Source organism: Actinomyces sp. Z16, from assembly GCF_003111765.1.
Taxonomy (GTDB): domain Bacteria; phylum Actinomycetota; class Actinomycetes; order Actinomycetales; family Actinomycetaceae; genus Actinomyces; species Actinomyces glycerinitolerans.
Window position 1 is genome coordinate 1,676,855 of record NZ_CP027862.1, and the last position, 13,412, is coordinate 1,690,266.

Sequence of the window (13,412 nt, forward strand, 5' to 3'; positions counted from 1 at the left end):
TCTCCGTTCTGCTTGCCTGCTTCCAATGGTGTGTAGGCGGTCGGCGGCCTAGTCGGCATCACGGCGACGTATGCCGTAGTCCGGGACGACGACGCGTTGCGACAGACCACCGATGCTCACTTCGGGGGTGGCGACCGGCAGGCCGTAAAGGGAGGAGAGGGTGGCGCCGGTCAGCAGCTCGGTGGTGGCGCCGACGCGAATGTCAGCGGCGTCCACGATCAGTAGGGTCTGGTCGGCGATCCGCAAGGCGTGCTCCGGGTGATGACTGGTCATCACCACGGCCATGCCGTCCTCGGCCAGGGCGTGCAGGACGCCCAGTACGCGGGCCTGGTTGCGCAGGTCGAGGGCGGAGGCGGGCTCGTCCAGGACGAGTGCCCGGCAGCCGGTGGCCAGGGCGCGGGCGATGAGCACCAGCTGCCGTTCACCGCCGGATAGGGCCTGGTAGTCGCGGTCGCGCAGGTGGCTGATGCCGACGCGATCCAATGCCGCTGCGGCGGCCTCGTGGTCGGCGGGGCCCGGACTGGCGTAGGCGCGTATGAATCGGGCCCGGCCCATCAACACCATGTTGAGCACGGAGAAGGCGGCCGCCGCGCCGTGCGACTGCGGGACATAGCCGACTACCTCACGCCGGATCACCTCACCCTTGGTGGGCTTGCGCAACCCGGCCAGGCAGGTGACCAGTGTGGTCTTTCCGCGGGCATTCGGCCCCAGTACGGCCAGTACCTCCCCGGCCTCCACCTGCAGGTCGACGTCGCGGAAGATCCACTCGCCGCGTCCGTAGCGGAAGCCGAGGCCGGTGGCGTCGAGCACCGTCGTGGAGTGCCTCGCGCAGTCCGGTTCGATTGTTGCTGTGCCGGTTGTGCTAGTCACTGAGCCACACCCGCCTTCTGAATCGCACCAGCAGGACCACGAAGAATGGGGCGCCGATGATCGCGGTGAGGATGCCCAGCGGCACCTCGACCGAGGCGATCGAGCGGGCCAGCGTGTCCACCGCGGTCAGATAGCCGCCGCCCAGCAGGAAGGAGGCGAGCAGCAGTACGCGGTTGTCGCTGCCCACGAGCAGGCGCGCCAGATGCGGTACGAGCAGCCCGACCCAGCCGATCACGCCGGAGACGGAGATGGCTGCGGCCGTCAGCAGGGCCACCGCCAGCAGCGCCGCATTGCGGTAGGGAGCGGGAGGCACACCCAGGGCGCGGGCGTCGTCGTCGCCGAGGGACAGAATGTTGAGCCGCCAGCGCAGCAGGAAGACGGCGAGTGCGCCCAGCAGGATCGGTGGCAGGGCCGTGAGTACGCTGCCCCAGCCGGCTGTTGCCAGGGAGCCGAGCAACCAGAACGTGATGGCGGGCAGGTCCCGGTACGGGTCGGCGACATAGGTGAGTAGCGAGGTCAATGCGCTGAACAGAGCGCTGATGACCACGCCGCCGAGCACGATCATCAGCAGCGGCGCGCTGGAGACGATGCGGCTGAAGGCCATCACACACCCGAGTGCCCCGAGCCCGAACAGGAAGGCCCCACCCACCAACCAGGCGGAACCGAGCCCGAGCACCATGGTCAGCACACCGCCAAAGGAGGCGCCGGCGGAAACGCCGAGCACCTGCGGGCTCACCAGCGGGTTGCGGAACACCGATTGCAGCACGGCTCCCGCCGTCGCCAGGGCCGCACCGACCAGGAAGGACAGGACTACCCGCGGCAGTCGCACCTCGAACACGATGCTCGCCTCCTGGGCGTACCAGGTGCGCTCCAACGGGAACACGCGGCCGAGCAGCATGCGTGCCACCTCCACCACCGGGATGCTGAAGCGGCCCGCAGCCAGCGCCAGCAGGCACACAGCCAGCGTGATCATCCCGATCACGGCCACGGTCAGCCAGGGCATGCCCGAGCGGTGTCGCCCGGAGGAGGGGGCTTCAGCGGGAGAACTGGTCATAGCCCTGCGCCTCGGCGTTGTCATCGAATCGCAGGATCTGGTCGATCTCGTCCTCCGAAAGGGAGTAGCCGTAGAGGAATTCGTAGTTCTCCCGTATCTGCTCGCGCAGGTCGTAGGTGGCGGTGTCCGGGTAGGCGACCTGGGCCGCCCACATCATCGTCAGATGCGATTCGGCGCTGGGCGGATCCCACCAGAAGCCTCCGGAGGGGACCGCGTACACCCTGTGATTCTTGACGGCCTGCAGCTCGGACAGGGCGGAGTCGGCGTACAAGTCCGCCGGTGTCAGGGCCGTCATGGAGGAGACGAAGATGATCTCCGGATCCCAGGTGAGTAATTGCTCCACGCTGGTGGCATTGGAGGTCGAGTAGTCGATGTCGGCGCCGACGTTCGTGGCCCCGCACAGCGTCATCCAGGTGTTCATATAACCGCGGGTGGAGCTCATGCCGGCGTTGTAGCCGGAGTCACCGGCCGAGCGCAGGAACAGAACCGTGGGCGAGGCGTCCTGCTTGGCGGCGAAGGCCTCCAATGAGGCGATGGTGTCATGCATGCGCTGGAGGATCTGCTGGCCGCGGTCCCGGCGTTGCAGCAGGGCCGCGAACATTTGGATCCACTGCTCCAGGTACTCCTGCGTGCCGTAACGCAGGCCGATCACTGGGTACCCGGCGGCCTCAATGGGATCGATGTAGGTGGAGGAGTCTCCCTGATCGGCCCACTGGATGACCACGTCGGGGTTGATGCGGGTGATCTCCTCCACATTCGGGATGAAGTCCGAGTTGGCGACAGTGTTGTTCGAGACCGCCGCAGGGAACATCGTCTCGAACACCGAGCCCCGGTCGCGTTTGACAGTGGACTCGTTGACCCCGTCGATGCGGTCGTAGCTCTGGTCGATCGCGGTGAGGATCGAAGGCGAGGGGATGACCGTGGTGACGATACTGGTGATCGGCCGGGTGAAGGTGTGGGTCTTGTCGCGCTGGTCGGTGATGACGATCGGCTCGGCCAGGGTGGCGCCGTCCTCGGCGGCCACGTCCTGGCCGGAGCGGGAGGAACAGGCGCCGACGGCCAGGATGACGGGCAGGGCCGCGGTGATTCCGGCGGCCGCTCGCATCACGGTGCGCCGTGGGTAGGAATGCACGTGCATGAGGCTCCTTCAGGGCTGAGGGAGACCCGTCCCTAGGTAATACCCCGGGACGGTTTAATTAGTGCTGCCTACCCTAAATTGTCGTGATCGATTTGTGAACGATTGACGACCTGTCAGTTAAATGAGGGGGCCCGGGCGTAGCGGCGCGGTGGGAGCAGTAGCGCCAGTGGGCGCGTCGGTACCTCCGGTGGGACTCGAACCCACAACACTCCGATTTTGAGTCGGATGCCTCTGCCAATTGGGCTACGGAGGCGTGCTCGCTCGCACGCGGGGCGGCGCGCGGGCCTCGCAACGTCGTCGAGCATACTAGGATTCAGCCGTGAGCAACGAGTCCGCTACTTCCCGAACCCGCAGAGTCCTTGTCGCCGAGGACGAGACCCTCATCCGCCTGGACATCGTCGAGACCCTGACCGATGCCGGCTACGAGGTCGTCGCCGAGGCCGCGAACGGGGAGGAGGCGATTCGCCTCGCCGACGAGTACGAGCCCGACCTGTGCGTCATGGACGTGAAGATGCCCGTGCTGGACGGCATCACGGCTGCCGAGCGCATCATCGACGCGCACGGCTGCGCCGTCGTGATGCTGACGGCCTTCTCACAGACCGAGCTGGTCGAGCGGGCCGGTGCGGCCGGTGCCATGGCCTACGTGGTCAAGCCCTTCACCCCGGCCGAACTGATCCCCGCCATTGAGATCGCCATGTCCCGCCACGACGAGATCCGCTCCCTGGAGGCGGAGATCTCCGATCTGCAGGAGCGCTTCGAGACCCGCAAGCGCGTGGATCGCGCCAAGGGCCTGCTCATGGAGCAGATGGGGCTGAGCGAACCGGAGGCCTTCCGCTGGCTGCAGAAGACCTCCATGAACCGGCGCCTGACCATGCGTGAGGTCGCCGACGCCGTGATCGAGCAGATCGGCGGCGCCAAGGGCGCCAAGAAGGAGTCCTGAACGCGGCCACGGACGGCCGCCGGCGTCCGGGCGGGGATACGGCCCGGACGGTTCAGGCGCCGTCGACCTCCACATACAGGCAGCGCAGAGTGCCGTGCGCAACGATGCGTCCGCTCTCGTCGCTGACCTCCACCCGGTAAACGGCGGTGCGCCGACCGCGGTGCAGGGGGGTGGCCACCGCCGTCACCCAGCCGCGTCGCGCCGGCCGCAGGTGGCTGACCTGCAGGTCGGTGCCCACCGGGGCCGTGCCGGTGGGCGCGCTCTCCCGCGCCGCCACGGAGGCGGCCGTCTCTATCAGCGCGGCGCTGGCTCCGCCGTGCAGTACCCCGGTGACCTGCCGGGCGCCGTCCACCGGCATGCGCACCACGGTGTGCTCGGCCGAACGCTCCTGAAGCTCCATTTGCAGGGTCGACATGAGTGTGCCGGCCTGCGCGTCCGCCAGTCCAGAAGTTCCCAGCGCACTGGTGGCCGAAACCGCGGAGCCGGCCGGCCTGGGCACCGGGAACGGGCGGACGGAAGCGGCGGGGAAGGCCACGGGCACGTCCGGGCCGCCAGATGCGGGTTCCTTTTCGCTCATGCCCTTAGGCTGTCACGGTGAGCACCATCGAGACCAGCCCCGCCACCCCGGACGCCGGAACGCTCCTCCTCATCGACGGGCACTCCATGGCCTTCCGCGCCTTCTACGCCCTGCCGGTCGAGAACTTCACCACCACCACCGGCCAGTCCACCAACGCGGTGTACGGCTTCGTGTCCATGTTCCTGTCCCTGCTGGAGCAGGAGCAGCCCACTCACGTAGCGGTTGCCTTCGACCTGCCCGGCGGCACCTTCCGCACCCGCGAGTACGCCGAGTACAAGAGCACCCGCGATGAGACCCCGCCCGCCTTCGCCGGACAGGTGGAACTGCTGCAGGACGTACTGAACGCCATGGGCGTCCCCACCGTGACCTCCCCCGGATACGAGGCGGACGACATCCTGGCCACCCTGGCCGCTCAGGGGCAGCACGAGGGCATGGAGGTGCTGGTGTGCTCCGGGGACCGCGACTCCTTCCAGACGGTCACCGAGCACTGCACCGTGCTGTACCCGATCAAGGGCGTGTCCACGCTGCGGCGCATGACCCCCGCCGAGGTGGAGGAACGCTACGGCGTCACCCCCGAGCGCTACCCGCACCTGGCCGCGCTGGTAGGCGAGACCTCCGACAACCTGCCGGGCGTCCCCGGGGTTGGCCCCAAGACCGCCGCCAAGTGGATCCGCCTGTATGACGGACTCGAGGGGGTCATCGCCAACGCCGACCAGATCAAGGGCAAGGCCGGCCAGTCCCTGCGCGACCACCTCGACGACGTGCTGCGCAACCGCCGCCTGAACCATCTGCTCACCGACCTGGACCTGGGACTCGACCCCGCCGTCGACCTCAAGCTCACCGGAGCCAACCGGGAGGAACTCGCCCGCATCATGGACGCTTTGGAGTTCCGCAACCTCCAGCAGCGTTCCGAGCGAGTCCTGCCCTTCGCCGACGCCGCCGATCGGCCCGGTGACCCCGACTCGCCCGCCGCCCGCCTGGAGGATCTGCGCATCGCCGCCGTCGGGCATGACGTCGACCCGGGCGACGTTGCCGCTTGGCTGGAGACGAACCTGCCCTCGGGCGAGGGGGACTCGCTCGGGCTGGACGTGGTCGGCACCCTGCACCCCGGCCGGGGGGACACGACCATGGTCGCCGTCTCCGACGGCGTCGTCGCCCTGGTCGCGGACCTGTCCCTGCTCGACCCCACCGATGAACGGGCCCTCTTCTCCCTGCTCACCGACGCCGACCGCCCCAAGGTTGTGGCCGACGCCAAGGGCTCCTGGCACGCCCTGCACGCACGCGGCATCGACCTGGACGGGGTGGTGGCCGACCCGTCGCTCGCCGGCTACCTGTGCCGCCCCGAACAGCGCTCCTACGACGTCGGCTCGCTGGCGCAACGGTGGCTCGGCATCGACCTGGAGGCGCTGGCCGCCGCGCCCGACGACCAGCCGCAGACCGCCTTCGACCTGGACTCCCTGGCCGGCGACGCCCCGGCGGCCGCGGCGCTGGCCGCCGCGCGCCGCGCCGCCGTGCTGCTGCCCCTGCAGCGGGCTCTGGAGGAGCAGATGCGCCGGCGGGGCGTGCTGGAACTGTTCACCGACCTGGAGATGCCGGTGGCCGCCACCCTGACGCAAATGGAGGACGCCGGCATCGCCGTCGACGACGACGTCCTGGCCGCGCGCGAGACCGAGCTGGACGCCCGCGTCACCCACGCCGCCGAGGGCGCCTTCGCCGCCGCCGGGCACGAACTCAACCTCTCCAGCCCCAAACAGCTGCAGACGGTGCTCTTCGACGAACTGAAGATGCCCAAGACCCGCCGCACCAAGACCGGCTACACCACCGACGCCGACGCGCTGGCCTCCCTGTACGCCAAGACCAGTCACCCGTTCCTGGAGCACCTGCTCGAGCACCGCGACGCCATCAAGCTGCGCCAGACCGTGGAGGGGCTGCGCAAGGCCATCCTCCCCGACGGTCGCATCCACACCACCTTCCAGCAGACCATCGCCGCCACCGGCCGGCTGTCCTCCACCGACCCGAACCTGCAGAACATCCCCGCCCGCACCGAGGAGGGCATGCGCATCCGCGAGGCCTTCACCGTCGGGGCCGGCTACGAGTGCCTGCTGACGGCTGACTACTCCCAGATCGAAATGCGCATCATGGCGCACCTGTCCGGCGACGCCGCCCTGATCGAGGCATTCCGCTCCGGGGAGGACCTGCACCGCTACGTCGCAGCCATGGTGCACGGCATCGGCGTCGACGAGGTCACCCCCCAGCAGCGCAGCCACGTCAAGGCCATGAGCTACGGGCTGGCCTATGGGCTGTCCACCTTCGGGCTGGCCCGGCAGCTGGGTGTGGACACCGCCGAGGCGGCCGCGTTGCGGGAGGCGTACTTCGCCCGCTTCGGCCGCGTGCGCGACTACCTGGAGCACGTGGTCGAACAGGCGCGCCGCGATGGATGGACCGAAACCATGTTCGGTCGCCGCCGCTACCTGCCGGACCTGAACAGCGACAATCGGCAGCGCCGGGAGATGGCCGAGCGCGCCGCCCTGAACGCCCCCATCCAGGGCAGCGCCGCCGACATCGTTAAGCAGGCCATGGTTGACGTCGCCGAGAACCTGGTCGCCGCCGGCCTGCGCTCGCGCATTCTGCTGCAGATCCATGACGAGCTGCTGCTGGAGGTCGCTCCCGGGGAGGCCGACGCCGTCGAGGAGCTGGTGCGCACGCGCATGAGCGGTGCGGCCGAACTGTCCGTGCCCCTGGACGTGTCCGTGGGACGCGGCGCCACCTGGCGTGACGCCGCCCACTGATCCTTCGCCGTGGGCGTGCTTCAGGAGGACGGCGTGAGGTATTCCACGCAAATGCGGGCACGGTTTGTGACCCGCCTACAAGTCACGGATTGGGAACGTGCTGGTATGGTCTGACGCGCACGCCCCTAGGCGCCGTTCGCGGCACCCAACCGTGGTGCGGTGCCGGTCCGGGCCGGCCCGCGCGGCGGGGGACGTGTGGAATCTACTGACCCGACCCTTCTGTCCATATTCGGAGCAACCACTCAATGACCACAACCACGCCCAGCCCCGCCCCGGTCGCCGTCAACGACATCGGCTCGACCGAGGAGATCCTCGCCGCCGTCGACGAGACCATCAAGTACTTCGATGACGGCGACATCGTCGAGGGCACCGTTGTCAAGGTGGACCGCGATGAGGTCCTGCTTGACATCGGCTACAAGACCGAGGGCGTCATCCTCGCTCGCGAACTGTCGATCAAGCACGATGTCGACCCCGAGGAGATTGTCTCCGTCGGCGACGAGATCGAGGCCCTGGTTCTCCAGAAGGAGGACAAGGAGGGCCGCCTGCTGCTGAGCAAGAAGCGCGCCCAGTACGAGCGCGCCTGGGGCACCATCGAACGCATCAAGGAGGAGGACGGCGTCGTGTCCGGCACCGTCATCGAGGTCGTCAAGGGCGGCCTCATCCTCGACGTCGGCCTGCGCGGCTTCCTGCCCGCCTCCCTGGTGGAGATGCGTCGCGTGCGCGATCTGCAGCCCTACGTTGGCCGCGAGCTCGAGGCCAAGATCATCGAGCTGGACAAGAACCGCAACAACGTGGTCCTGTCCCGCCGCGCCTGGCTGGAGCAGACCCAGTCCGAGGTTCGCACCAACTTCCTGCAGACCCTGCAGAAGGGCCAGGTGCGCACCGGCGTGGTCTCCTCCATCGTCAACTTCGGCGCTTTCGTGGACCTGGGCGGCGTGGACGGCCTCGTCCACGTCTCCGAGCTGTCCTGGAAGCACATCGACCACCCGTCCGAGGTCGTCGAGGTGGGCCAGGAGGTCACCGTCGAGGTGCTCGACGTCGACTTCGACCGCGAGCGCGTCTCCCTGTCGCTGAAGGCGACCCAGGAGGACCCGTGGCAGGCCTTCGCCCGCACGCACGCCATCGGCCAGGTCGTGCCCGGCAAGGTCACCAAGCTCGTCCCCTTCGGCGCGTTCGTGCGCGTCGAGGACGGCATCGAGGGCCTGGTGCACATCTCCGAGCTGGCTCAGCGCCACGTGGAGGTGCCCGAGCAGGTCGTCAAGGTCGGCGACGAGGTCTTCGTCAAGGTCATCGACATCGACCTGGACCGCCGCCGCATCTCCCTGTCGCTCAAGCAGGCCAACGACGGCGTCGACCCGAACTCCGACGACTTCGACCCGTCGCTGTACGGTATGGCCGCCGAGTACGACGAGAACGGCAACTACAAGTACCCCGAGGGCTTCGACCCGGAGACCAACGAGTGGCTCGAGGGCTACGAGGCGCAGCGCGAGGCCTGGGAGGCCGAGTACGCGGCCGCGCAGGCCCGGTGGGAGGCCCACAAGGCCCAGGTCGCGCGCGCTCTGGAGGAGGACCAGGAGGACGGCAGCGCCGCCCCCGCGGACGCCACCTCCTTCTCCTCGGCTCAGCCCGAGGCCACCGGCACGCTGGCCTCCGACGAGGCGCTCGCCGCACTGCGCGAGAAGCTGACCGGCAACTGACCTCGGCCGCACAGGCGGCACTCGCCTCGGCCCTCGCGGCCGATGAGCAACCACGATTGGGGCCCGTCCACCACCCGGTGGGCGGGCCCCAATCGCGTGTGGGCCGGTTCGACATGGCGCGTCTGGACCGCTTTTCTCTGTATGGATTACTTCCCTCAGTTTGGACCGCTGATAACCTGGCGCTGCCCGGGACGACCCGGAGCCCATGGGTAACACTCGGGGACGGCCCCATGGAAGGGGCATACATGTCCTGGCTGATTTTGATCGGTTCCGGCCTGTTCGAGGCCGTCTGGGCAACCGCGCTGAGCCGTTCAGAGGGGCTCACACGCCTGGTGCCGACGCTCGTCTTCTTCGCCGCGTGCTTTACCTCCATGGGTGGGCTCGCATACGCGCTGCGTGAGATCCCCGTCGGTACCGGCTACGCGGTGTGGACCGCGGTGGGGGCCGCCACGACCGCGGTGTGGGCCATGGCCACCGGCGCCGAACCGGTGTCCCTGGTACGGATATTGCTGCTCACGGGGCTGGTCGCATGTGTGGCCGGCTTGAAACTGGCCGAGGGCTAGGCGGGCATGATGGTGCCATGACTAACGCCTCGCACGCCGCCCACCGCCCGCGCCGCCTGCCCGTGCGCAGCCCCGAAGGCCGCGCCCTGTACGTGGGGCTGACCGGCGGTATCGGCGCGGGCAAGTCGGAGGTCGCCCGACTGCTGGCCGAGCACGGCGCGGTGGTTGTGGATGCCGACGCCGTCTCCCGAGAGGTGGTCGCGCCCGGCACCGATGGCCTGAACGCCGTGGTGGCCGAGTTCGGGCAGCAGCTGCTCAATGCCGACGGAGCCCTGGACCGGGCCGCGCTGGGGCGGATCGTCTTTGCAGACCCGGTGCGGCGCGCCCGGCTGGAGGAGATTCTGCTGCCACGTATCGCCGAGCAGGCGTGGGCTCGGTTGGAAGCGGTCCCTGCCGGGCAGGTGGCCGTCTACGACGTGCCCCTCCTGGTGGAGGAGCAGATGCAGGATCTGTTCGACGTCGTCGTCGTGGTGGAGGCCGAGCTGGAGGCCCGGCTGACGCGTCTGACGCAGCGCGGCCTGGAGCGTGAGCAGGCCCTGGCGCGGATCTCCTCCCAGGCTTCCGACGCCGAGCGCCGCGCCGTCGCCGACGTCGTACTGTCCAACTCCGGCACCCGGGGGCAGCTGGCACTGGCCGTGGGGGAGCTCTGGCAGCGGCTCTCCGCCATGCGGGCGGGATGCAGGTAGGCCGGGAAGTGCTCCCCATAGGAATACCAGCGCGGGCGCAATAGCCTCATTGCCAGGCCCCGACCGGGCCGGCCGGTAATGGACCAAGGAAGGACCTCCATCATGCGCGCCCCGCTTCTGACCCGACGAGCCGCCCTCACGCTGACCTCCGCGGCCCTCATCGCCGGTCTGGCGGCCTGCGCCACCGCCGACCAGGACGATCGTGAAGATGATCACGGTCACCGTGACCGGCAGACGGAGGAGCCGGTGGCATACAAGCCGGTGCTCTACCTATACCCGCCCGAGCAGACCGACATCGAGGTGGCACTGGACTACGCCGGCGAACTCACCTTCACCTACCCCGAGCCGGCAGTCACATCCACGGGCGTGAGCTGGCAGGTCACCGCCAGTCCCGACGGGACCCTCACCGACGCCGGCTCGCGCAGCTACCCCTACCTGTTCTGGGAGGGCATCAACCCCGCGCTCATGACACAGACCGAGGGATTCGTGGTCCAGGCGCACGAGGTCACCGCCTTCCTGGAGGACAAGCTAGCCGTGTTGGGGCTGACGGAGCGCGAGGCCGCCGAGTCCATCACCTTCTGGGCTCCGCGGATTCAGGCCACCGAACAGGTGCTCATCACCTTTGCCGCCGAGCAGCACGCGGCGATCGCCAGCTACAGCTTCACCACGGATGGAGAGCCCCTAACCCCCGAGGTCTTCATCCGCGTCTACCTGGTGATCGGCGACGTCCCCGCCGATCCGGTTCCCAAGCAGGAACTGATCCCCGGCCCCTCACGTGAGGGGTTCACCGCCGTGGAGTGGGGCGGCTGCGACCAGCGCACAACGACGTCCTGAGGCACGTGGAACGCCAGGAGGGCTGCGACGTAGCCTTGGGCCATGCGTCCTGTCACCGACCTGCAGCGCGCCCAGAAGCGCTTCGAGGTCATCAGCCCATACACCCCGTCCGGCGACCAGCCCACCGCCATCGCCGAGCTCACCGAGCGGCTGAACGCGGGGGAGAAGGACATCGTGCTGCTGGGTGCCACCGGCACCGGCAAGTCGGCCACCACGGCGTGGCTGGTGGAGCAGGTGCAGCGCCCCACCCTCATCCTGGAGCCCAACAAGACCCTGGCCGCCCAGATGGCCGCCGAGTTCCGCGAACTGCTGCCGAACAACGCGGTGGAGTACTTCGTCTCCTACTACGACTACTACCAGCCGGAGGCCTACGTCCCCCAGACGGACACCTTCATCGAGAAGGACTCCTCCATCAACGACGAGGTTGAGCGGCTGCGGCACTCCGCCACCAACTCCCTGCTCACCCGCCGGGACGTGGTGGTGGTCTCCTCCGTGTCCTGCATCTACGGCCTGGGCACCCCCCAGGAGTACGTCGACCGCATGACGCCCCTGCGCGTGGGGGAGCAGATCGACCGCGACGAGTTGCTGCGTCGCTTCGTCACCATGCAGTACACGCGCAACGACATCGACTTCACCCGCGGTACCTTCCGCGTGCGCGGGGACACGGTGGAGATCATCCCCATGTATGAGGAGCTGGCCATCAGAGTCGAGTTCTTCGGCGACGAGATCGACGCCCTGGCCACCCTGCACCCGGTCACCGGCGAGGTCATTGACCGGGTGGACGAGGTCTACGTGTTCCCTGCCTCCCACTACGTGGCTGGGCCCGAACGCATGGAGCGGGCCATCGCCGGCATCGAGGAGGAACTGGCCGACCGCCTGGCGGTGCTGGAGCGCGACGGCAAGCTGCTGGAGGCGCAGCGCCTGCGCATGCGCACCACCTATGACCTGGAGATGCTCCGCCAGATCGGCACCTGCTCCGGCGTGGAGAACTACTCGATGCACATCGACGGCCGCTCCCCGGGCACGCCCCCCAACACGCTGCTGGACTACTTCCCCGAGGACTTCCTGCTGGTGATCGACGAGTCCCACGTGACCGTCCCCCAGATCGGCGCCATGCACGAGGGCGACGCCTCGCGTAAGCGCACCCTGGTGGAGCACGGCTTCCGGCTGCCCTCCGCTCTGGACAACCGGCCCCTGACCTTCGCCGAGTTCGAGGACCGGGTCGGGCAGACCGTCTACCTGTCCGCCACCCCCGGCCCGTATGAACTCCAGCGCGCCGACGGCGTGGTGGAGCAGATCATCCGCCCCACCGGGCTGGTGGACCCCAAGATCGTGGTCAAGCCCACCGAGGGGCAGATCGACGACCTGCTCGAGGAGGTGCGCCGTCGCGTCGAGAAGCACGAGCGCGTCCTGGTCACCACCCTGACCAAGCGCATGGCCGAGGACCTGACCACCTATCTCGCCGACCGGGGCGTGCGCGTGGAGTACCTGCACTCCGACGTCGACACGCTGCGCCGCGTGGAGATCCTCCGCTCGCTGCGGCTGGGGGAGTTCGACGTGCTGGTCGGCATCAACCTGCTGCGCGAGGGCCTGGACCTGCCGGAGGTCTCCCTGGTGGCGATCCTCGACGCCGACAAGGAGGGCTTCCTGCGCTCCTCCACCTCCCTGATTCAGACGATCGGGCGGGCCGCCCGCAACGTCTCCGGTGAGGTGCACATGTACGCCGACCAGGTCACCCCCGCCATGACGGAGGCCATTGAGGAGACCGAGCGGCGCCGCACCAAGCAGCTGGCCTACAACGCCGAGCACGGCATCGACCCGCAGCCGCTGCGCAAGAAGATCGCCGACGTCACCGACATGCTCGCCCGGGAGGACGTGGACACCGCCGAGCTGCTGGCCGGCGGCTACCGCGGACACGAGGAGAAGCAGGTCGTCTCCCGCCGCAAGCAGGCGGCCGAGGCGACCGTGCGCGAGAAGCTCGCCGGGACGGCCCAGTCCGACCTGGCGGGGCTGATCCAGGAGCTGACCGACCAGATGCACGCCGCCGCGGAGGATCTGCACTTCGAGTTGGCCGCCCGCCTGCGCGACGAGATCCAGGATCTGAAGAAGGAGCTGCGGGACATGCGGGCCACCGCCTGATGCGGCGGTGCGTCCGCCGCGCCCGGGCGTGCTGCGCAGCGGGCCGCGGCGTCGTCGACGTCGGCAAACACACACCGTTTCCGGCCGCGCGGGGGTGGCGGGTCCGGCACCCCGCGGCGATAGAC

Annotated in this window: 11 protein-coding genes and 1 tRNA gene; 7 read left to right on the plus strand and 5 right to left on the minus strand. The window is 68.9% G+C overall.

Translation table 11 applies throughout. The annotated features are described in order from the left end of the window. Window positions 1–48: 48 nt before the first annotated feature. The 4 genes from C3B71_RS06920 to C3B71_RS06935 all read right to left on the minus strand — a co-directional run bounded on the left by C3B71_RS06920 (window position 49) and on the right by C3B71_RS06935 (window position 3,315). Entirely contained in the window at window positions 49–870 is an 822-nt protein-coding gene (locus C3B71_RS06920) for an ABC transporter ATP-binding protein (RefSeq protein WP_199912590.1), read from the minus strand. Then, entirely contained in the window at window positions 863–1,924 is a 1,062-nt protein-coding gene (locus C3B71_RS06925; protein WP_108966981.1) for a FecCD family ABC transporter permease, read from the minus strand. Before C3B71_RS06925 ends, C3B71_RS06920 begins: the two co-directional genes overlap by 8 nt. Then, entirely contained in the window at window positions 1,905–3,062 is a 1,158-nt protein-coding gene (locus C3B71_RS06930) for an ABC transporter substrate-binding protein (protein ID WP_073332467.1), read from the minus strand. The genes C3B71_RS06925 and C3B71_RS06930 overlap by 20 nt, the downstream gene beginning before the upstream one ends. Before the next feature lie 179 nt (window positions 3,063–3,241). Beyond that, window positions 3,242–3,315: transfer RNA gene (locus tag C3B71_RS06935), tRNA-Leu, on the minus strand. Window positions 3,316–3,381: 66 nt separating this feature from the next. Here C3B71_RS06935 and C3B71_RS06940 point away from each other — a divergent pair. Beyond that, window positions 3,382–4,002, plus strand: a complete 621-nt coding sequence (locus C3B71_RS06940) for an ANTAR domain-containing response regulator (protein WP_073332465.1) — start codon at window positions 3,382–3,384, stop codon at window positions 4,000–4,002. Window positions 4,003–4,054: 52 nt separating this feature from the next. Here C3B71_RS06940 and C3B71_RS06945 read toward each other — a convergent pair whose 3' ends face one another. Next, window positions 4,055–4,579: a PaaI family thioesterase gene (locus tag C3B71_RS06945; RefSeq protein ID WP_108966984.1), complete on the minus strand. Its 525-nt coding sequence runs from the start codon at window positions 4,577–4,579 to the stop codon at window positions 4,055–4,057. Between the two features lie 17 nt (window positions 4,580–4,596). Here C3B71_RS06945 and polA point away from each other — a divergent pair, with 17 nt between their 5' ends. From polA to uvrB, 6 genes are all read left to right on the plus strand, one after another. Beyond that, window positions 4,597–7,368 (plus strand): DNA polymerase I, encoded by a 2,772-nt coding sequence (polA, locus tag C3B71_RS06950; protein WP_396027150.1) that lies wholly within the window; start codon window positions 4,597–4,599, stop codon window positions 7,366–7,368. Window positions 7,369–7,613: 245 nt separating this feature from the next. Then, window positions 7,614–9,065 carry a 30S ribosomal protein S1 gene (rpsA, locus tag C3B71_RS06955; RefSeq protein ID WP_073332457.1) on the plus strand — a complete coding sequence of 484 codons (1,452 nt, stop codon included), beginning with the start codon at window positions 7,614–7,616 and terminating at the stop codon, window positions 9,063–9,065. Between the two features lie 245 nt (window positions 9,066–9,310). Beyond that, window positions 9,311–9,628: a DMT family transporter gene (locus tag C3B71_RS06960; protein WP_073332455.1), complete on the plus strand. Its 318-nt coding sequence runs from the start codon at window positions 9,311–9,313 to the stop codon at window positions 9,626–9,628. A 92-nt stretch (window positions 9,629–9,720) separates the two neighbouring features. Then, window positions 9,721–10,314, plus strand: a complete 594-nt coding sequence (gene coaE, locus C3B71_RS06965; protein WP_108969659.1) for a dephospho-CoA kinase — start codon at window positions 9,721–9,723, stop codon at window positions 10,312–10,314. 102 nt (window positions 10,315–10,416) lie between these two features. Beyond that, entirely contained in the window at window positions 10,417–11,148 is a 732-nt protein-coding gene (locus tag C3B71_RS06970) for a transcriptional initiation protein Tat (protein ID WP_234416165.1), read from the plus strand. A 42-nt stretch (window positions 11,149–11,190) separates the two neighbouring features. Further along, window positions 11,191–13,287, plus strand: a complete 2,097-nt coding sequence (gene uvrB, locus C3B71_RS06975; protein ID WP_073332449.1) for an excinuclease ABC subunit UvrB — start codon at window positions 11,191–11,193, stop codon at window positions 13,285–13,287. Window positions 13,288–13,412 lie beyond the last annotated feature (125 nt).

Bases quoted from the DNA above. Each gene is read 5' to 3' on its own strand.
- C3B71_RS06945 (WP_108966984.1), bottom strand. From the start codon at position 4,579: ATGAGCGAAAAGGAACCCGCATCTGGCGGCCCGGACGTGCCCGTGGCC.
- C3B71_RS06970 (WP_234416165.1), top strand. From the start codon at position 10,417: ATGCGCGCCCCGCTTCTGACCCGACGAGCCGCCCTCACGCTGACCTCC.
- C3B71_RS06925 (WP_108966981.1), bottom strand. From the start codon at position 1,924: ATGACCAGTTCTCCCGCTGAAGCCCCCTCCTCCGGGCGACACCGCTCG.
- uvrB (WP_073332449.1), top strand. From the start codon at position 11,191: ATGCGTCCTGTCACCGACCTGCAGCGCGCCCAGAAGCGCTTCGAGGTC.
- C3B71_RS06960 (WP_073332455.1), top strand. From the start codon at position 9,311: ATGTCCTGGCTGATTTTGATCGGTTCCGGCCTGTTCGAGGCCGTCTGG.
- rpsA (WP_073332457.1), top strand. From the start codon at position 7,614: ATGACCACAACCACGCCCAGCCCCGCCCCGGTCGCCGTCAACGACATC.
- C3B71_RS06930 (WP_073332467.1), bottom strand. From the start codon at position 3,062: ATGCACGTGCATTCCTACCCACGGCGCACCGTGATGCGAGCGGCCGCC.